The organism is Arthrobacter sp. UYCu712 (assembly GCF_040547005.1).
Classification (GTDB): domain Bacteria; phylum Actinomycetota; class Actinomycetes; order Actinomycetales; family Micrococcaceae; genus Arthrobacter.
In genome coordinates this window covers 124,989-143,520 of sequence record NZ_JBEPOZ010000003.1, presented here as the reverse complement: position 1 = coordinate 143,520, position 18,532 = coordinate 124,989, and the positions used below count along the sequence as shown (strand labels likewise).

Sequence of the window (18,532 nt, the reverse complement as noted above, 5' to 3'; positions counted from 1 at the left end):
ACGTGATCATTCCGGCCATCTCCGTCGGGTGCTGTACGCCTAGGGCGTCGGCGATGCCGTGGCCGTCGGCGAAGGCGGGACCTGGCCCGCGCCGGTGCCCGGCGCGGGCGGGGCCGGCGTTGAAAGTCCCGGTTGCGCCGTCGTGGTGTCAGCGGGCGGGGTGGCGGGCTGCGATCCGGACGCCGCCGTCCCCCCGGTGGGCGCCTGAACCGGAGCGGTCTGGGCAGGGCCGCCGGCCGGCTGCGGTGTCCCGGTGGCCCCCGGGGACGGTGGCTGCGTGCCCGACGGCGACGGGCCCGCCGTCGTGGGCGGTGCAGTCGCCGAGCCCGACCCAGCCCCCGGGCTCGCGCTGGGATCGCCGGCGATCACGTCCATGACCTGCTGTTTGAAGGCGCTCAGCCGTCCCTGGATTTCCGACAGCGGCACCTTCTGCAGGTTCCGGCCGAAGTCCGCGATCTGCTGCCACAGCTCATTCAGCCTGGCCGCTCCGTCCGCACTCAGCGGCCCGTCCAGGGTCAGCACCAGCTGGTCCGCCAGGGCGTAAGTCAGGCACCGGAGGCAGTTGTAGTTGGCGGCCGCCGAGAGGTTCTCCGGGACGATCACATCGGTCTGGCCCACGATCAGGACCACCTGGAAGCCCACCGCGACGGCGGTGCAGTCCGCGCAGCTGGCAAAGGCGTAGGCCTCGTTGCGGGTCTGGACGTCCTCTCCGTCGTCGGCCCAGACCAGCGCGAAGGCGACGTCGTAGACCACCGAGCCGTCCGTGGTGTTGACCGCGAGCGAGAAGTTGCCGTCCGCCTCGGGCGCGGCGGGCTGGTCGAAGGGAAACACCCAGGAGGGGGCCGTCGCCGGTCCGCTGCCGGATCCGGCGGCCTGCCGGGGCACCAGCACCATGCTCAGCTGGGGTTCGTCCCGGGTCGGCTTCCGGGCACCTTCGGGCCAGAGCGCCACGGTCCTGCCGGCCCGGCCCTCCCGCATCCCGGATCCCGGTGCCGCCGGGAAGACGGCGGTGGTCGCGTCGGCGAGGGTGCCGCGCTCGTAGGGCTGGACGGGACGGTAGCTCTCCGTCCCGGGCCACCAGGCCCAGGCCAGCCCGGCCAGCACGGCGCCGATCACGGCGATTGCGGTCCCGCGCTGGAGGGCTTTGCCCCGGGTCCTCTGCCAGAGGCCCGTCAGGACCTGCCGCCCCAGACGCAGCAGGATGTAGAAGACCGCGAGCACGGGAAGCGCGACGGCGGCAATGGCCAGGACGCGGACGGAGGCGTCAAGGAAGTCGCCCTTCCCGAAGCTCGCGACGAGCATGGCGTACTGGTTCACTGTGCTGGCCCAGGCGGTGCCAAGGAGGCGCGGCAGGGACAGGACCATCATGACCATGCTGAAGAGCAGCAGTGGCACGGTGACCAGCACCCAGATGGTCACGACGGCGCGCGCCCACGGCTTGAGGGCCTGCGCTTCGGGGTCGTTCCAGCGCCACGGCAGGAGGCTGAGCAGGGTGGGCTTGATCCGCTGGAAGAGGTCCGGTACCCCGGTGGCGTCCGCGAGGATGTGGTATCCGTCGAAGCGGACCAGCGGAAGGAGCTGGCGGACCATCTGCAGGAGCTGGGTGACGATGACGAGCAACAAGGCGTCATAGCCGGTGGCCCACCAGATCCCCATCATGGCCACGGCCACGATTGCGTTGAAGTACAGGCCGCCGAGGTCGGTCCGGAGGCGGCCGGCGCGGCCCAGCCGGTAGGAGTCGGTCACATCGGTGTAAAAGGCGGGCCAGATGAGGTACAGGCCGGTGCCCATCGCTCCCGGGGTGGCACCGCCGCGGCGGGCCCCGGCCGCGTGGCCGAACTCGTGTAACCCTGCGGACAGCGCGGTGACCAGCAGGATCAGCAGCACGAGGCCGGGGTTGGCGAAGGCCTCATGCGTGGCCGAGGCGAGGCCCTTCACCATCAGCACCCACCAGCAGGTCGCGACGAAGGCCGCGGTAACCGCCGCCACTACCAGCGGGTTGAACAGGACCGTGAACGGCGCCGTCAGTTTGCGCGTGCGCTCCGGGTCCGTCACCGAATAGCGGAAGCGCATCCCCAGCAGGGGATCGGATTTGCGGACCTCGGGCTGGGTTCCGTCCGCCAGTTGCAGCAACCCGAGCGGCAGCAGCTGGGACTCGATCAGGGTCCGGACGTTGTCGGGGCTGACCAGCCGGCCGGAGCGGGCACTCGCGTGCGCTGCGATTTCCTCGAGCCCCCGGGTGCCGTCAACCGCTTCGAGAGTGAGGTAGAGCAGCCCGGTGAGCTGCAGCGTCTGCCCGTCGGCGCGCCTGACCAGCGACGGCGCCTCGCGGTAGCCGGAGCCCTTCGTCTCGCCGAGCAGCTGGACCCCGTCAGCCCGGACGGGGATCTGCAGGGTGCAGACGGCGGGAGCTGGCGCAGGGGAAGCCGGCGGGCCGTCCGCTGTGGACGGCCCGCCGTGCGTGGTACTCATTCAGGAACTACTGACGGAGGTCGGACTGCTGGTCGGCGGTGGCCGTGGCCTCACCTTCGATGTCCTGGTTGATGATCGCGTCCTGCTGGGCCACGGCGAAGGCGTCGCTGTCGATCGAGCCGATGTTGGCGGCCACTGCAGCATCGATCGGTGCGGCCACGTTCGCGTTGGCCGCCACGGCGCCGTTGATCGGGGCCGCAATGTCGGCGTCGGCGGCGAGGTCCACGTTCACATTGAGCAGGTTCCCGTTGACGGCGCCGGCGGCGTCGGTGGGCACAGCGCCCAGGTCGGGAGCCGTACCGGCCGTACCGGCGTCGGTAGTAGTGCCGGTGCCGGTGCCGTCCCCGGCGGTGCCGGTGGCCTGGTCGATGGTGCTGTCCTGGGCGGATTCCGCGGTGGCGTCGGCCGTGATGCCCTGGTTGATGATGACACCCTGATCGGCGAGGGCCTGGGACTCGGAGCCGAAGGACAGGATGTTCGCGGAGGCCGCGGCGTCAATCGGGGCGGCGACGTTGGCGTTGGCCGCGACGGCGAGGTCGATCGGAGCTGCCGCGTTGATGCCGAGGTCCAGATCGGCGTTGAGGTCCAGCACGGACGCCACTTCCTTGTCCGGAAGGGCGGTGCCCGACTCTGCCATCAGCTCATCGTCGGTCAACGGGGTCATTCCCTGCTCAACGCTCATAGCAAATTCCATCTCTGGCGCACGCGGCGCCCGGTCATGGTTCAACGACGCCCCGCCCCCAGCGGCCGGGTTCCACGTCGGTGAGCCCATCATGCCAGTAAATACTAAGCATGATGACCAATTATCCGGTGGTGGACTCCCGCCGCCGCGCCGGGCTATTTCAGCCCGGCACCCGGGAGCAGCGCCGTGGCGCCCAGGGAATCGGCGACGAAGGCGTAGTCCCAGGCCCGTTCCTTCCACTGCACGTAGCGGCCGGAGGCGCCGCCATGGCCGCCTTCCATTTCGATCTTCATAACGATCGGCTCGCTGCCGGTGTTCAGTTCGCGCAGCCGCTGGACCCATTTCGCCGGCTCCACATAGAGTACGCGGGTGTCGTTGAAGCTCGTCACGGCCGCGATCTTGGGGTAGTCCACCGCGCGGACGTTCTCGTACGGGGTGTAGGACTTCATGTACGCGTAGACGTCGGGGTCCGTGATGGGGTTTCCCCATTCCTCCCACTCCAGCGCTGAGAGCGGCAGTTCCGGGTCCAGGATGGTGGTCAGGGCGTCCACGAACGGGACGGCTGCCACGATCGCGGCATACTTTTCCGGTGCCAGGTTGGCGACGGCGCCCATCAGCAGGCCGCCGGCGGAGCCGCCCATCGCCGCAATCCGGGCCGGGTCCACCCAGCCGGATCCGGCAAGCCAGTCGGTGGCTGCGATGAAGTCGGTGAAGGTGTTCTTCTTGTGCAGCTTCTTGCCGCTGTCGTACCAGTGCCGGCCGAGTTCCCCGCCGCCGCGGATGTGCGCGATCACGAACACGATGCCCCGGTCCAGCAGCGAGAGCCGGGGGATGCCGAATCCGGGGTCCATGCTCAGCTCGTAGGAGCCGTAGCCGTACACGAGTCCGGCTGCCGTGGCGTCCTGCTGCACCGATTTGTGGCGCAGCACGGACAGCGGGATCCGGGTCCCGTCCCCCGCGACAGCCCATTCCCGGGTGGCGACGTAGTCCGTGGCGGAGTAGCCGCCCAGCACCGGGCTTTCCTTGCGCAGCAGCAGTACACCGGCGGGCTTCTCCGCGGTGGGCAGCACGAAGTCGTAGACCCGCGACGGGGTGAAGTAGGAGGTGTAGCCCATCCGGATCACCGGAGCCTCGTAGTCCGACCCGGCAACGCCGGCGGTGTACAGCTCCTCATCGAAGGCGGGTTCGACCGGTTCGCCCTGCTCCGGGGTGCCGAGGCCGGCCAGGGCCAGGACCTGCACACGTTCGATCGTGTCCTTGCGGACCGAGACCACCAGGTGGGTCGCGGTGACGCCGGCGCCGTTGACGCGCACGTCGTCCGAATGCGCGACGACGGTGGTCCAGTGCTGCCCGGCGAGCGGTTTGTCGAGTTCGGCCGGGTCCACGAGGGAGACCATGGAGTTGATGGCGTCCTTGTTGTGGGTCAGCACAATTGCCTCCGCCGGCCGGCCGGCCGCGTCGGCGAGAAGGAACGGCTCTGCCTCGTAGAGGATGCGTTCCTGCCGGGAGATCACGGTGCGCAGTCCGGCGTCGGGGTCCTCGAAGCGCAGCAGCCGTGTCTCGCTGAACTCGGAGCAGCCGATGCTCAGCACGAGGTGGCGGCGGTCAGCGGACAGCTCGAAGCCCAGCCACATGGCGACGTCGTCCTCCTGGTAGATCACCTCATCGTCGGTGACGGGCGTGCCCAGCGTGTGGGCCTTCACCTGGTACGGCCGCCACGAATCGTCCACCACGGTGTAGAAGATCCGGGTGCCGTCAGGGGAGAACGAGATGCCGTAAAAGACGTTCTCGATCACGTCGGGCAGGAGTTCGCCGGTCCGGAGGTCCTTGACGCGCAGGGTGAAGCGCTCGTCCCCGGCGTTGTCCACGGCGTAGGCGTAGAGGCTGCCGTCCACGGTCACGGCGGTGCCGCCAACGGCGAAGAACGGCTTCCCTTCCGCTTCCACGTTGCAGTCGAGCAGGACTTCCTCGCCGGACAGTCCGACGCCGGCCTCCACTGCGGGGGGCGTCCAGTCCGCCACAGGATCCCCGGTGTCCAAGGCCTTGACGCGGCACTGGATGCCGTACTCCTTGCCCTCGACGGAGCGGGTGAAGTACCACCAGCCATCTTTGCGGTTCGGGACAGACAAGTCTGTCTCCTGGGTGCGTCCCTTGATCTCCTGGAAGATGGCCCCGCGCAGCGGCTGCTGGTGGGCGGTCACCGCTTCCTGGTAAGCGTTTTCGGCCGTGAGGAGGTCGACGACGTCCGCCGATTCCTTGTCGCGCAGCCACTCGTAGTTGTCCTCGAAGGCGTCGCCGTGGTGGGTGCGGAGGGCGGGGACCTTCCTGGCGACGGGAGGCTGCGGGGAGGGCTGAACAGGAATCTGGGTCATAGACCCAATCTACCGAACGGCAGCGGCTCAGTTGCCGTTCTGCAGGTTGTTCGCCGCCACGTACTCGGCGAGGCGCTGCCCGGACAGTGCGGCGGACACCGCGGCTGTCGCGGCGGGATTCTGCCTGATGATGGACTGGCCGTCTCGGCTGGTGCCGGGGCCGGCCGTCGGAAGCGTGAAGAACACGCCGCGCCCCGGGACCGCGTTGCGGAGGCTGAAGCCCAGGGTTTCCAGCGACTCCAGGGTGAAGCTGGTGTCCAGCGTGACGTGCGGAAGAACGGTCCTGACGAGCTGCCGGACGGTGTTGCGGTCCGCCAGTCCGCCTTCGGCCGCCATTTTGGCCATCACGGCCTGCAGGAAGGTCTGCTGGTTGCGGACCCGCTGGTAGTCACCGTCCACAAAGGCGTGACGTTCCCGGACGAACGCCAGCGCCTGGGCGCCGTTCAGCCGGTTCACGCCGGGCCGGAAGTAATACCGGGTGTCGACCGTGGACGTGAACGGCCGCCGCACGTCCACGTCGACGCCGCCGAGGGCGTCGGTCATGGCGGCGAACCCCTCAAAGTCCAGCATCACCGTGTGGTCGATGTGCTGGCCGAGCAGCGCCTCGACTGTCCGCGTCATCAAGGGAAGTCCGCCGAGTTCCAGCCCGGCGTTGATCTTCGCCGCGTAGTACCCGGGGATGTCCACCCACAGGTCGCGCATGATGGAGATGCCGTAGATTCCCTGGCGGTCCGCCGGCAGATGGATGAACACCAGGGCGTCGCCCCGCTGGTCGGAGGCGGCCCCGACGGCGGCCGGCTGGCGGGCGTTCACCCGGCTGTCGCTGCCCACCAGGAGGATGTTCAGCGCGACGGCGGGAGGTTCCGGCGTCGGGGTCGGCGTCGGAGTGGGGCTGGGGGAGGGCGACGGCTCCGGAGCGGCTGCCGGTGCCGGGCCGGCGGTCCCGGCGGGGGCGGACGCCTCGCCCCGCGGTCGGCTCAGGAAATAGGCGGCGGCTGCCACGGCCAGAATCAGCAGGGCGGCCACCGCGGCAAAGACGATGGCACGCCGGGGGCGCCTTCCGCCCGGAACCGCCCGCCCTTCCACGTCAGGCCGCCGCGGGGGCTGTCAGCCGGGCGTAGCGGAGGATGGCGAGCACGGCGGGCGCCAGCTCGTCCTCCATCCGCCGGTAAGCCTCCGGGCCGAGTCCGTAGGGATCCGCGACGTCGTTGTCGGCGGGGACGGTTGCCAGGGCGAGGTGACGCACGGAGGCAGCCCGTGCGGGGAGCGCCTTCCACCACGCGGGCAGGTCAGCCACGGGGCCGGGGGAGGGCTGCCGTTCCGCCAGGATCCCCACCATCCGGGCAAACTCGCGGATCGTGAAGGTCCGTTTGAGTACGGACGGGTCAGTCTGCACCACTTCGGCGCGGTGGCCCGCCGTCATGGTCAGGACGAGGTCCACATCGTGCAGGACTCCCGGTGCCAGCTGCCGTGCCGCAAAGCCAGCCGGCGAGCCCCCGTAGGCCGCAATGATCCGGGCCGAGAGGGGCTGGACCGGGTCGCCGGCCATTGCCCCGGTTCCGGCGCTCCGGACCTGGAACGTCCCGGGGCTGAGGTCGTCGAGGCCGGCCTGGAGCAGGCGTTCAGCGACGGGTGAGCGGCAGATGTTTCCGGTGCAGACCGTGAGGATCCGGATGGGTAGGGAATTTTCCACAGTTCCTAGTTTCCGTTGCCGAGGTTCGTGGTGGCCACATAGTCACCGAGGGTGTCCGCCGTGACTGCGGCCGTGATGTCCGCGATGGCGTCGACATCGGGCAGGACGATGGACTGGCCGTCCGCGGAGGTCCCGACGCCGGCAGTCGGCAGGGTGAAGAAGACGGCGTCGTTGGCCCGGATATCGCGGAGGCTGAAGGCAAGGCGGCCCACCTCGAGCGAGTCCAGGCCCTGCCCCACGCTGAGGAAGGGCGAGACAGCTGAGACTACATTGTGGAGCGTGACCGGGTTGGTGAGCTTTCCGGCGTCGAAAGTCCTGGCGATGACCGCCCGGAGGTACGCCTGCTGGTTCTTCACGCGCTGGTAGTCGCCATCCGGGAAGGCGTAGCGCTCACGGACAAACGCCAGGGCCTCGGTCCCGTCCAGGGCGTTGGGTCCCCTGCTGAAAATGTAGCGCTTGCCCCCGGTGTCTGAGGTGAAGGGGACCTTCACGTCCACTTTCACCCCGCCCAGCGCATCCGTGAGGCCCTTGAATCCCGCAAAGTCGATGCTGACCACATGGTCAACCCGCTGCTGGAGCAGGGACTCCACGGTCTGGACCATAAGCGGAACGCCGCCGAAGGCCAGGGCGGCATTGATCTTGGCTTCGCCGTGGCCCGGAAGGTCCACCCAGAGGTCGCGCATGAGCGAGATGCTGTAGACGTTGGCGCGGTCCGCGGGAATATGGAGCAGCATGAGCGTGTCGGCCCGCTGGTTCGAGGCTGTCCCTGCAGAAGCTTTGGCACCACTGTCTTCCGGCGCCTCCCGGCTGTCGCTGCCCATGACCAGGATGTTCAGCGGTTTCGCGGCGCCGGCCGGGACCTGGGCGGCCGGAACCCGTACGGCTTCCGGCGGGAACGCATCCTCGATGGTCCTGGTCCCGGAGTCGTAGACCGCTGCCAGGGAGAACAGGTACGCGCCAACGGAGGCGGGTACCAGCAGCACGAGGATCATCAGGACCAGCACCAGCGGCCTCTTCCGACGCTTCTGCCGGGCGGGGCCGGCATCGGAGCCCTGCTGGGCCGAAGGCCGGCCATCGGCGTCCGGCGGAACGACCGCCTGCCGGGACCCGCGCCCCGGTGCAGTTTCGCGATCTGCTTCGAAACGGTTCGGCATGCGGGGTCCTAGGAGTCTGTGCAGCTGACGGCGCCGAACACCGCACTGGCGCCCGCTGCAGTCGGCGGCGTGTTCCAGAGGCTACCACCAGGGACGCAGTAAAACTTGAATTTCCCTGTGGCCGCCCCCAGCGCGGTGCTTGACGCATCTCGCGCCTTCCGCATATCCTGAACGAACGGTCGGTAATTATTTATCGGAAATGCATAGGAGCAACCATGGCATCGCAGACCCTGCAGTCAGTGCCCGCAGAGCCAACGCCGGCAGGAGGAGGCGCCAGCCTCGAAGATGCGGCCCGGCGGGACGCGGAAGGCCAGGCCTATTTCGACAAGGTCATGGCGGACGATTCCCGGATCGAGCCCCGCGACTGGATGCCCCCTGCCTACCGCAAGACCCTGCTGCGGCAGATCTCCCAGCACGCGCACTCCGAGATCATCGGTATGCAGCCGGAAGCCAACTGGATCTCCCGCGCCCCGAGCCTCAAGCGCAAGGCCATCCTCATGGCCAAGGTCCAGGACGAGGCCGGCCACGGCCTGTACCTGTACTCCGCGGCCGAGACCCTCGGCCAGCCGCGCGATGCCATGATGCGGGACCTGATGGACGGCAAGGCCAAGTACTCCTCCATCTTCAATTACCCGGCACGGACGTGGGCGGACATGGGTGCTATCGGCTGGATGGTCGACGGCGCTGCGATCGCCAACCAGGTGCCGCTCTGCCGCGCCTCTTTCGGGCCCTACGGACGGGCCATGGTCCGGGTGTGCAAGGAGGAGTCCTTCCACCAGCGCCAGGGCTTCGAGATCCTGCTGGAACTCTCCCACGGCACCCCGGAACAGAAGCAGATGGCCCAGGACGCCGTGAACCGCTGGTACGCGCCGGCCCTGATGATGTTCGGGCCGCCGGATGACGATTCGCCCAACTCCAAGCAGTCCATGGCCTGGAACATCAAGCGTTTCGGCAACGACGAGCTGCGCAACCGCTTTGTCGGCATGATGATGGAGCAGGTCAAGGTCCTGGACCTCACCCTTCCGGACAAGGACATCCGTTTCAACGAAGAGACCAAAAAGTGGGAGCACGGCCCGCTGGACTGGGACGAGTTCCACGAAGTTCTGGCCGGCCGGGGCCCCTGCAACGCCCAGCGCCTGGAGCGGCGCCGCGAAGCGCACGAGAACGGCGCCTGGGTGCGCGAAGCCGCGGCGGCTTATGCCGACAAACAGCGCAGCAAGCAAGCAGAGAAGGAATCCGCAGCATGACCAACGACACCACGACCCCCGAACCGCACAAGGGCAACGTCTGGCCGATCTGGGAAGTGTTTGTCCGCTCCAGCCGTGGTCTCTCCCACGTCCACGCCGGATCCCTGCACGCCCCGGACGCGGCCATGGCCCTGCGCAACGCCCGTGACCTCTACACCCGGCGCAACGAAGGCGTGTCCATCTGGGTTGTCCCGGCGGACGCCATCGCCTCGAGCGATCCCGACGCCAAGGGCTCGTTCTTCGAATCGCCCCAAGGCAAGGACTACCGGCACGCGACGTATTACACCAAGAGCGAGGGCGTGAAGCACCTGTGAGCACCACACCTGAAACTGCGGCCCCCGAGCAAACGGCAGAAACGTCCGGCCACGGCGACATTTCCGTCGGCGTCGCCGGCGCCGGCGGAGACGGCGCGGCCAGCGCCACCCGCATCACGCCAGGCAACGCCCTGCGCCCCGAAGACATTGCGCTGGCCGTCAGCCGCGGCACCGCCAAACCGGGCGAAGACGCCGCCGAACTCGCCCTGCGGCTGGGCGACGACGCACTGATCCTGGCGCAGCGCCTGAGCCACTGGATTTCCCGGGCCCCTGAGCTGGAGGAGGACGTCGCCCTGGGCAACATAGCCCTGGACCAGCTCGGACATGCCCGCTCGTTCCTCAGCTACGCCGGCGGTTTCTCCGGCCGGAGCGAGGACGAGCTCGCGTACTTCCGCCGGGAACCCGAATTCCGGTCCATCCAGATCTTCGAAATCCCCAACGGCGACTTTGCTGTCACCATCGCCCGGCAGTTCGTGGTCAGCTACTACCAGTTCGAGCTCTACCGCCGGCTGGCAGAATCCACCGACCCCACCATCGCCGGCATCGCCGCCAAGGCAGTCAAGGAAGTGGACTATCACCGCGACCACAGTGCCCAGTGGGTCCTGCGCCTGGCCCTCGGGACGGACGAATCCCGGCAGCGGATCATCCGCGCCTTCAAGGGAATCTGGCCGTACGTCGACGAGCTGTTCCGCGACGACGAATTCACCGGCCGCCTCAGCGCGTCCGGCACCGCCGTCGAGCCCTCCAGCCTGCGGGCCGACTTCGACCGCCTGACCGGCGAGGTCCTCGCCGAAGCGGAACTGGACGTTCCGCAGGTCCAGCCCGCCCCCGGCGGCGGCCGCCGCGGACAGCACTCCGAACACCTCGGCTACCTCCTTGCCGAGATGCAGGTGCTCGCCCGCGAGTACCCCGGAGCCAGCTGGTAGCCATGTACGTCAGCCACCCCACCGCCGCTGCCGGCAGCGAACGTGCCGCCGGCCACCGGACCCCGGAGCAAAAAGCCTGGGACCTCGCCGCCACCGTCTGCGATCCGGAGATTCCGGTCCTCACCATTGCCGACCTGGGGATCCTCCGGGGCGTGCGGATGTTCGACGACGGCGGGATGGTCCCGGCCGTCGAGGTCACCATCACGCCGACGTACTCGGGCTGCCCCGCCATGGACGCCATCCGCGATGACCTCAAGACGGCCTTCGCCAGCGAAGGCTATCCGAACGTCCATGTCGCGCTGGTGCTCTCGCCGGCGTGGACCACGGACTGGATGAGCGAGGCCGGCAAGGCCAAGCTGCAGGAGTACGGCATCGCCCCGCCCTCCGGCCAGACAGCTGTTGATGGAAAAGCAGTCCGGCACGCCGGCCCGGTCCGGCTGTCCCTCGCCGTCAAATGTCCGCAGTGCTCGTCGTTGAACACCAAGGAACTCACCCGCTTCGGTTCCACGTCCTGCAAGGCCCTCTACGTGTGCCAGGACTGCAAGGAACCGTTCGACTATTTCAAAGTCTTGTAAGGAACAGGTGTCCCCCATGAAGGTTGTCCGCCAGACCGCCGCGGAAACGGCCGCAGCCACCGGCCGCCGTCGTGCGTCCTTCCACACCCTGACCGTGGACGAGGTCCGCCGGCTCACCGAGGACGCCATCGAAGTCACCTTCGGTGTCCCCGCGGAGCTGGCCGGGCAGTTCGACTACCTGCCGGGCCAGTACGTCGCCTTGCGCACCACCCTGCCGGACGCCGACGGTCAGCCGCACGAGATCCGCCGCAGCTACTCGATCTGCGCCGAACCGCGCAGCTTCGCGGACGGCAGCAGCGAGATCCGGGTCGCCATCAAGAAGGACCTGGGCGGCCTGTTCTCCACGTGGGCAAACGCCGAGCTTAAGGCCGGCGACGCGCTGGACGTCATGAGCCCGATGGGGGCCTTCGTTTCCAAGCACGGCCGCGACGGCAAGACTGTCGAGCAGAACGTTATGAACTCGATGAACCATCCGCAGGATATGGCAGGGGAGCTGGCGGGGGAACCCGGCACCTTCGTCGCCATCGCCGCCGGTTCCGGCATCACCCCGGTGATCTCGATCGCCCGGACGCTGCTCGCCGCGCACCCGGAAACGCGCTTCGACCTCGTCTACGCCAACAAGGCCGCGATGGACGTCATGTTCCTCGAAGAGCTGGCGGACCTGAAGGACAAGTACCCGGCCCGGCTGGCGCTGCACCACGTGCTTTCCCGCGAGCAGCGCATCGCGCCGCTGCTCAGCGGCCGGATCGACGCCGAGAAGCTCCAGGCCCTGCTGGGCACCGCCATCCACAGCGCAGACGTCGACGAATGGTTCCTCTGCGGGCCGTTCGAGCTCGTCCAGCTGTGCCGCGACACCCTGGCCGCCCGTGGCGTCAAGCCCGAGCACATCCGCTTCGAGCTCTTCACCTCCGGCAAGCCGGACCGCCCGGAGGGCAACATCGGCCGTCCCGTGATCGCGGACGAATCCAAGGAGACCTACAAGATCACGTTCAAGCTGGACGGGCTGCGGGGCGAGGTTTCCAGCCCCACCCACGCGCGCGAATCCATCCTCAACGCAGCCCTGCGCGTCCGGCCGGACGTGCCCTTCGCCTGCGCCGGCGGCGTCTGCGGAACGTGCCGCGCGAAGGTGGTCACCGGCGCCGTGACCATGGACGAGAACTACGCGCTGGAGCAGGATGAACTGGACAAGGGCTACGTCCTGACCTGCCAGTCCCACCCGACGACGCCGGAAGTCACCGTCGACTTCGACGTCTAAGCCTCAAGGAGCCCCATGATTTCCCTCATCATCGCCGACGGCATCGCCGAGATCGTGCTCGATGCACCGCACAAGCTGAACTCGCTGGACGAGCGGGCCCTGGCCGATCTGGCCCAGGCGTATGACGACGCCGCGGACGCCGCCGCCCGCGGCGAGGTCCGGGCGCTGCTGCTCCGCGGCGAGGGGCGTGCCTTCTGCGCCGGGCGGGACATCTCCGCGGTCACCCCGGAGAGCGACGACGCGCAGGCTTACCTGGGCGGGCTCGTCCAGCCGCTGCTGAAGAAGATGAGCTCCTTCCCGGCGCCCACCTTCGCGGCTGCGCACGGTGCCTGCCTCGGGGTGGGCCTGGGGCTGCTGCTGGCCACGGACGTGGTTTACGTCGCGGAGAACGCGAAGTTCGGGTCACCGTTCGCCAAGCTCGGGGCCACGCTGGATTCCGGCGGGCACTGGTACTTCACTGAGCGCCTCGGTATGCACCGGACTTTGGACCTTATCTATACGGCCGAGCTCATGACCGGCGCCGAGGCGGTGGCGCAGGGGCTCTTCAGCCGGGCCATGCCTGCGGCGGACCTGCTGGAAAACACCAGGGCCATCGTGGCGGCTGTGGCCACCGGCGCCACCGGGGCATTCAACGCCAGCAAGGAACTCGTGGCACACATCCGCGACCAGCGCCTGGGGCTGTGGGAAGCCATGGAAGAGGAAAACACCGAGCAGGCGCGGCTTTGCAAGAGCGAGGATTACGCCGAGGGATTCCGCGCTTTCCAGGAAAAGCGGCCGCCGGTTTTCAAAGGCTGAATACGGAGGCTGAATATCCGCGCGGGCGGCGCCAGGGGAGACCAAGTTGTCTCGGTACTCGTCTTTTGCTAAAACCATTCTCATTTTGAAATGCCGCTTGTATGGTTCGGATATGACCTCGGGGAAACGCGTAAATAAGGCTGTCATTCCGGCCGCCGGGCTGGGAACACGTTTCCTGCCGGCCACAAAGGCGATGCCGAAGGAAATGCTGCCGGTAGTGGACCAGCCGGCCATCCAGTACGTCGTGGAGGAAGCCGTCCGGGCCGGCCTGACCGATCTCCTGATGATCACGGGACGCCAGAAGCGCGCCCTCGAGGACCACTTCGACCGGGAACCCAGCCTGGAACGCGCCCTGGAGCTGAAAGGCGATCTCGACCGGCTGGATGCCGTCAGGCACGCCTCCAGCCTGGGCCCGCTGTACTACGTCCGGCAGGGCGACCCCAAGGGCCTGGGCCATGCGGTCCTGTGCGCCCGCCAGCATGTGGGCGACGAGCCCTTCGCGGTCCTCCTGGGTGATGACCTGATCGACGAGCGTGATGAGCTCCTGAGCACCATGATCGACGTACAGGCCCGGACCGGGGGTTCCGTGATCGCCCTGATCGAAGTGTGCCAGGCCGAAATCAGTGCCTACGGATGTGCCGACGTGTCAGCCATTCTGGGGGAGGACCATGTCAGGATCAACGGCCTCGTCGAGAAGCCGGACATCGCGGATGCGCCGTCGAACCTGGCCGTGATCGGGCGATATGTGCTCCACCCCGGCGTGTTCGACGTCCTGGAGGACACGCCCCCCGGCCGCGGCGGGGAGATCCAGCTGACCGACGCGCTGCACACCCTAGCGGTGTCCGACTGCGAGGGCGGCGGCGTCTACGGGGTGGTCTTCAAGGGCCGCCGCTACGACACGGGCGACAAGCTGAGCTACATTAAGGCGGTCATTTCGATTGCCGCGGAGCGGGTGGAATTCGGCGAAGAACTCAGGTCGTGGATGAAGGGCTTCCTCAACTAGACGCCAGGATCATTCCCTGATGTGATCGATATTCTCCCGGTACCATTCGACGGTGCTTTTGACACCGTCGCTCAGACTAATGCGCGCCGACCAGCCGGCCCGGGCAAGCCGGGAAACGTCCAACAGCTTTTGTGGCGTGCCATCGGGTTTGCTGGAATCCCAATGGACCTGTCCGTCGTATCCAACGGCCTCCGCCACAATTGAAGCCAATTCCCGGATCGTGACGTCGCTTCCCGTCCCCACATTGACCTGGGCGGCGCCGTCGTAGTTCTCCAGCAGATGCAGGCACGCCGACGCCATATCGTCCACATGCAGGAATTCGCGTCGCGGCGAGCCTGTTCCCCAGTTGGTGACGCTGCCGGCGCGAGTCCGGGCTGCCTCGTCGTAGCGCCGGATCAGGGACGGCAGAACGTGGGAGCCCGCAGGGGAGAAGTTGTCCCCCGGACCATAAAGGTTCGTTGGCATGGCCGAGATCCAAGGGAGCGAATACTGGCGACGAATCGCCTGGACATGCATGATTCCGGCAATTTTGGCGATCGCATAGGCATCGTTGGTGGGCTCCAGGGCGCCGGTCAGCAACGATTCCTCCCGAATCGGCTGCTCGGCGAACTTGGGGTAGATACACGACGACCCGAGAAGAGAAGCCGCTCCACCCCGTATTCGCGTGCCGCGTCGAGGACATTCACCTGGATGCGCAGGTTGTCGCTGAGGAAATCGACCGGGTACGTGCTGTTGGCCAGAATGCCGCCCACCTTGGCTGCGGCGAGCACCACATAGCGCGGCCCGGTGGCCGCAAAGAAGTCGAAAACGTCGCTGCGGTTCTTCAAGTCGAGTTCCCCCGACGTGCGTCCGATGAGCATCGTGAACCCTTCGTCCTCCAGGTTCCGCCAGATCGCCGAGCCGACCAGCCCCCGATGGCCGGCTATGTAGAACGGCGATGAACGGTCGAGGCCGGCGGGCAAGAAATCGACGTAAGGACTCACCGGTCGTTCCAGCTCTCAAGGTCGACGCTGTCGATCCAACTGTCACCAGCGTGCCGCAAAGCTTCGATATCGGCGTCCACCATAATCCGGGCGAGCTCCGGGGTATGGACCGATGCCTTCCAGCCGAGCTTTTCCCGGGCCTTGGCGGCATCGCCGATCAGGGCATCAACTTCGGTGGGCCGCAGGTACCGCTCGTCGAACCGGACGTGGTTCTCCCAGTTCAGGCCGGCGTGGTCGAAGGAGATCTGCAGGAAGTCCCGGACAGTGTAGCTGCCGCCGGTCGCGAGCACGAAGTCCTCCGGTTCATCGGCCTGAAGCATCCGCCACATGCCTTCGACGTACTCCGCGGCATATCCCCAGTCACGGATGGCGTCAAGGTTTCCCATGTACAGCAGGTCCTGCTTGCCGGCCCTGATGGCCGCCACAGCCCGGGTGATCTTCCGGGTGACAAATGTTTCGCCGCGGCGGGGAGACTCATGGTTGAAAAGAATGCCGTTCACGGCAAACATGCCGTAGGCCTCGCGGTAGTTTTTGGTGATCCAGTAGCTGTAGACCTTGGCAGCGCCATAGGGGGACCGCGGGTAAAAGAGGGTCTCCTCGTTCTGGGGAGGAGGTGTGGCGCCGAACATCTCGGACGAGGACGCCTGGTAGAACTTCGTCCTAATGCCGGACATCCGAACGGCCTCCAGGAGGCGGATGGTACCCACGCCGGTGGTGTCGGCCGTGTGCTCGGGTTCATCGAAGGAAACGCGGACGTGGGACTGGGCCGCCAGGTTGTAGACCTCGTCAGGCTTGATGTCGGCCAGCAGCGTGACCAGCCGGGCACCGTCACTCAGGTCGCCGTAATGGAGAAAGAGGGTGGCCTCGGGATCATGCGGTCAACGTAGAGGTGATTGACCCTCGCCGTGTTGAATGTCGATGCCCGGCGAATTAGCCCATGCACCTCATACCCTTTGTTCAGGAGCAGTTCCGCAAGATAAGAACCGTCCTGACCCGTGATGCCAGTGATAAATGCGCGCTTTTTCATTTGGCCCCCCAAAGATGCGAAAGAATGATTTGCGCGGGCTTAAGCCCGCCCGCTGGTGCAAAACTTTGAATCAGGTCATCGTATTGGGCAATAGCTATCGCTTCAGAAAGCGTCATCTGCCGGAACTTTATCCCGTTTTGTCCGAGCTTCCTGGACAATATTTTGTCTGTTCCAAGAGCTTCGGCGGCCTCAAGCAGCGCCGTCGGATCGTCCGCATCCACCCGTACCCCGGCATTTGCGGAAGCGATCTCTTCGGCGGTGACGCTGCCGGCATCCGTCGCCGCGAGGACCGGCACGCCCGCATTGAAATAGGACGTGAGTTTACTCGGCACCGACATTTCCCTGACCCCGGGCAGTTCGTTCACGAGAAGCACATCAGCAGCTGTGAGCGCTGTTTGGAAGTCCGCGTCGGGCAACGAGTCAACGAACGAAATGTTGCGCAGTCATTTGGCGGCCATTTCCAGAACAGCCCGCTGATTGCCATCTCCCATCATGACAAACCGCACCCGGCTATTGCTTGCTTCGGCGACGCGGGCGGCCGCAACGACGTTCTCGAGGCCTTGCTTCTTCCCCATGTTCCCGGCGTGCAGGACGATGGTCTCGTTTGTTTCCCAGCCGAGCCGTTCCCGAAGTTCACTCTGTCCGGTCGCCGGGGCCGGCGGGAGGTGCGTCCAGTTCCGGATGACCCGGACATCCCGGGCGGAAACCTCCAGGGTGTCAGTGATGTAGGTGCGGAACCGTTCATGGATGGCCACCACACCGTCCGCACGGCCCAGGATTGCCGACTCCAGCCGGATGGCCAGGCGTGCGAGCGGTCCCGTTGCCAAGCTTGTTTCCACAACGCCCCGGCTGTACAAATCCTGGACCCAGATAAGGCAGGGGGTCCTTTTGATGGAGAGCCGTGCCCTTATGGCGGCGAGGCCCGTGGAGATCAGCGCCGGGCTTACGAGAAGAATGACGTCCGGTTTATCCCAATCGGCGGCCAGGGCGCGCACCCCGAAGGTCAATTCCATAATGATTCTGCGCAGGCCCGTGGGCTTGCGGGGGATGTAGTGACGGAGTCTCGTAACCGAGACGCCGTCAAGGGACTCGGCTTTCTGCCAGCCGTCATATCCCTCTTGGCGCCGCCACTCGGGGTAATGCGGAAAACCAGTGACGACCCGGACTGTGTGGCCGGTTGCGGCGAGGTTTTTGGCCAGGCCGGTGGTGTAGGGGGCATTGCCGGATCGCTCCGGAGCGTAGTTAAGCCCGATGATAGTGATTCTTGTCATTGAGACCGCCAAATACTGGATAAGAATTACCATGCCTGCTGTACCAGTTACGATCTTCATTCGAATGCAACCGGGTGCTGCTGATGATCTTATGAACGGCCCGTCAGCCCCGGCACGAGTATCGGCTACTTGTCTTTTCCGGCCGCCCTCGTATCCGCGGGCCACGCCTGATCGCATTGCTTTTCCAGCTAATGCACAACAGGCGGCGAAATGTGTTACCGCGTATCCACGTCTTCAAAGACGAGGAAAGTCTGGGTGTCGAGGACGCCCGGCATCGACTGGAGCTGGTCGAAGATGACGCGTCGCAGGTCGATGTTGTCCACCGCGCGCACCAGCAGGATCACGTCGAAGTCTCCGCCCACAAGTGCAATGTGGTGCACCTCGGGGATAGCGCGCAGCAGTTCCCGCAGTTCCCGCCAGGAATGCTGGCGGACTTTGAGGGTCACATAGGCAGAGGACTTCAGGCCCGCCTTGATGGGGTCCACAAGAGCCGTGAACTTGGTGAGGACACCTTCGTCGGTCAGCCGGGCAATCCGGGTATAGGCGTGCGCGCGGGAAATATGGACATTCTCGGCCACCTGGGTCACGGACATCCTGCCGTCCCGGGTCAGCTCCGCGATGATGTTCCGGTCCACATCGTCGAGCGGCACCGCGGCCTGTTCCTCGTCGAGCTCTGCCATTTGTCTACAACCCCCGCCGGTAATCCAGCTCACACTTACGATTCGTCTTCCAGATTAGGGCATTTTTGGGGACATCTCCACGA

At 66.6% G+C, this 18,532-nt stretch carries 16 protein-coding genes and 2 pseudogenes; 7 read left to right on the top strand and 11 right to left on the bottom strand.

Annotated elements, in window-relative coordinates:
* Positions 1–39: 39 nt before the first annotated feature.
* From ABIB51_RS04375 to ABIB51_RS04350, 6 genes are all read right to left on the bottom strand, one after another.
* On the bottom strand, positions 40–2,472 hold the full coding sequence (locus ABIB51_RS04375) for a hypothetical protein (protein WP_354185837.1): 2,433 nt from the start codon (positions 2,470–2,472) through the stop codon (positions 40–42).
* A 7-nt stretch (positions 2,473–2,479) separates the two neighbouring features.
* Positions 2,480–3,154 (bottom strand): peptidoglycan-binding protein, encoded by a 675-nt coding sequence (locus tag ABIB51_RS04370; protein WP_354185835.1) that lies wholly within the window; start codon positions 3,152–3,154, stop codon positions 2,480–2,482.
* A 155-nt stretch (positions 3,155–3,309) separates the two neighbouring features.
* The gene (locus ABIB51_RS04365) at positions 3,310–5,526 is read right to left on the bottom strand and encodes a S9 family peptidase (protein WP_354185833.1); all 2,217 of its coding nucleotides are present in this window, start codon (positions 5,524–5,526) and stop codon (positions 3,310–3,312) included.
* A gap of 27 nt (positions 5,527–5,553) precedes the next feature.
* Positions 5,554–6,552 carry an LCP family protein gene (locus ABIB51_RS04360; RefSeq protein ID WP_354185831.1) on the bottom strand — a complete coding sequence of 333 codons (999 nt, stop codon included), beginning with the start codon at positions 6,550–6,552 and terminating at the stop codon, positions 5,554–5,556.
* A 61-nt stretch (positions 6,553–6,613) separates the two neighbouring features.
* Entirely contained in the window at positions 6,614–7,219 is a 606-nt protein-coding gene (locus tag ABIB51_RS04355) for an arsenate reductase/protein-tyrosine-phosphatase family protein (RefSeq protein WP_354185829.1), read from the bottom strand.
* A gap of 5 nt (positions 7,220–7,224) precedes the next feature.
* Positions 7,225–8,373: an LCP family protein gene (locus tag ABIB51_RS04350; RefSeq protein WP_354185827.1), complete on the bottom strand. Its 1,149-nt coding sequence runs from the start codon at positions 8,371–8,373 to the stop codon at positions 7,225–7,227.
* A gap of 215 nt (positions 8,374–8,588) precedes the next feature.
* Here ABIB51_RS04350 and paaA point away from each other — a divergent pair, with 215 nt between their 5' ends.
* The 7 genes from paaA to galU all read left to right on the top strand — a co-directional run bounded on the left by paaA (position 8,589) and on the right by galU (position 14,488).
* The gene (gene paaA, locus ABIB51_RS04345) at positions 8,589–9,620 is read left to right on the top strand and encodes a 1,2-phenylacetyl-CoA epoxidase subunit PaaA (protein ID WP_354185825.1); all 1,032 of its coding nucleotides are present in this window, start codon (positions 8,589–8,591) and stop codon (positions 9,618–9,620) included.
* Entirely contained in the window at positions 9,617–9,934 is a 318-nt protein-coding gene (gene paaB / locus ABIB51_RS04340) for a 1,2-phenylacetyl-CoA epoxidase subunit PaaB (protein ID WP_354185823.1), read from the top strand. Before paaA ends, paaB begins: the two co-directional genes overlap by 4 nt.
* Positions 9,931–10,860 carry a 1,2-phenylacetyl-CoA epoxidase subunit PaaC gene (gene paaC, locus ABIB51_RS04335; protein ID WP_354185821.1) on the top strand — a complete coding sequence of 310 codons (930 nt, stop codon included), beginning with the start codon at positions 9,931–9,933 and terminating at the stop codon, positions 10,858–10,860. Before paaB ends, paaC begins: the two co-directional genes overlap by 4 nt.
* A 2-nt stretch (positions 10,861–10,862) precedes the next feature.
* Entirely contained in the window at positions 10,863–11,435 is a 573-nt protein-coding gene (gene paaD / locus ABIB51_RS04330; protein ID WP_354185819.1) for a 1,2-phenylacetyl-CoA epoxidase subunit PaaD, read from the top strand.
* Positions 11,436–11,451: 16 nt separating this feature from the next.
* Positions 11,452–12,690 (top strand): 1,2-phenylacetyl-CoA epoxidase subunit PaaE, encoded by a 1,239-nt coding sequence (gene paaE, locus ABIB51_RS04325; RefSeq protein WP_354185818.1) that lies wholly within the window; start codon positions 11,452–11,454, stop codon positions 12,688–12,690.
* Positions 12,691–12,705: 15 nt separating this feature from the next.
* Positions 12,706–13,485: an enoyl-CoA hydratase/isomerase family protein gene (locus tag ABIB51_RS04320; RefSeq protein ID WP_354185817.1), complete on the top strand. Its 780-nt coding sequence runs from the start codon at positions 12,706–12,708 to the stop codon at positions 13,483–13,485.
* Positions 13,486–13,597: 112 nt separating this feature from the next.
* The gene (gene galU, locus ABIB51_RS04315; protein WP_354185816.1) at positions 13,598–14,488 is read left to right on the top strand and encodes a UTP--glucose-1-phosphate uridylyltransferase GalU; all 891 of its coding nucleotides are present in this window, start codon (positions 13,598–13,600) and stop codon (positions 14,486–14,488) included.
* A gap of 9 nt (positions 14,489–14,497) precedes the next feature.
* Here galU and ABIB51_RS04310 read toward each other — a convergent pair.
* From ABIB51_RS04310 to ABIB51_RS04290, 5 genes and pseudogenes are all read right to left on the bottom strand, one after another.
* Positions 14,498–15,471, bottom strand: a pseudogene (locus ABIB51_RS04310) (GDP-L-fucose synthase family protein).
* Positions 15,468–16,498: pseudogene (gmd, locus tag ABIB51_RS04305) on the bottom strand (GDP-mannose 4,6-dehydratase). The pseudogenes ABIB51_RS04310 and gmd overlap by 4 nt, the downstream one beginning before the upstream one ends.
* Positions 16,495–16,863, bottom strand: coding sequence for a glycosyltransferase family protein (locus tag ABIB51_RS04300; RefSeq protein ID WP_354185815.1), 369 nt, complete (start codon positions 16,861–16,863; stop codon positions 16,495–16,497). Before ABIB51_RS04300 ends, gmd begins: the two are co-directional and overlap by 4 nt.
* Before the next feature lie 78 nt (positions 16,864–16,941).
* Positions 16,942–17,769 carry a glycosyltransferase gene (locus tag ABIB51_RS04295; RefSeq protein WP_354185813.1) on the bottom strand — a complete coding sequence of 276 codons (828 nt, stop codon included), beginning with the start codon at positions 17,767–17,769 and terminating at the stop codon, positions 16,942–16,944.
* 215 nt (positions 17,770–17,984) lie between these two features.
* A complete protein-coding gene (locus ABIB51_RS04290; RefSeq protein ID WP_354185811.1) occupies positions 17,985–18,449 on the bottom strand; it encodes an Lrp/AsnC family transcriptional regulator in 465 nt (154 codons plus the stop codon).
* Between the last annotated feature and the right edge of the window lie 83 nt (positions 18,450–18,532).

Bases quoted from the DNA above. Each gene is read 5' to 3' on its own strand.
- ABIB51_RS04375 (WP_354185837.1), bottom strand. From the start codon at position 2,472: ATGAGTACCACGCACGGCGGGCCGTCCACAGCGGACGGCCCGCCGGCT.
- ABIB51_RS04370 (WP_354185835.1), bottom strand. From the start codon at position 3,154: ATGAGCGTTGAGCAGGGAATGACCCCGTTGACCGACGATGAGCTGATG.
- ABIB51_RS04365 (WP_354185833.1), bottom strand. From the start codon at position 5,526: ATGACCCAGATTCCTGTTCAGCCCTCCCCGCAGCCTCCCGTCGCCAGG.
- ABIB51_RS04350 (WP_354185827.1), bottom strand. From the start codon at position 8,373: ATGCCGAACCGTTTCGAAGCAGATCGCGAAACTGCACCGGGGCGCGGG.
- paaA (WP_354185825.1), top strand. From the start codon at position 8,589: ATGGCATCGCAGACCCTGCAGTCAGTGCCCGCAGAGCCAACGCCGGCA.
- paaB (WP_354185823.1), top strand. From the start codon at position 9,617: ATGACCAACGACACCACGACCCCCGAACCGCACAAGGGCAACGTCTGG.
- paaD (WP_354185819.1), top strand. From the start codon at position 10,863: ATGTACGTCAGCCACCCCACCGCCGCTGCCGGCAGCGAACGTGCCGCC.
- paaE (WP_354185818.1), top strand. From the start codon at position 11,452: ATGAAGGTTGTCCGCCAGACCGCCGCGGAAACGGCCGCAGCCACCGGC.
- ABIB51_RS04320 (WP_354185817.1), top strand. From the start codon at position 12,706: ATGATTTCCCTCATCATCGCCGACGGCATCGCCGAGATCGTGCTCGAT.
- galU (WP_354185816.1), top strand. From the start codon at position 13,598: ATGACCTCGGGGAAACGCGTAAATAAGGCTGTCATTCCGGCCGCCGGG.
- ABIB51_RS04295 (WP_354185813.1), bottom strand. From the start codon at position 17,769: ATGACAAGAATCACTATCATCGGGCTTAACTACGCTCCGGAGCGATCC.
- ABIB51_RS04290 (WP_354185811.1), bottom strand. From the start codon at position 18,449: ATGGCAGAGCTCGACGAGGAACAGGCCGCGGTGCCGCTCGACGATGTG.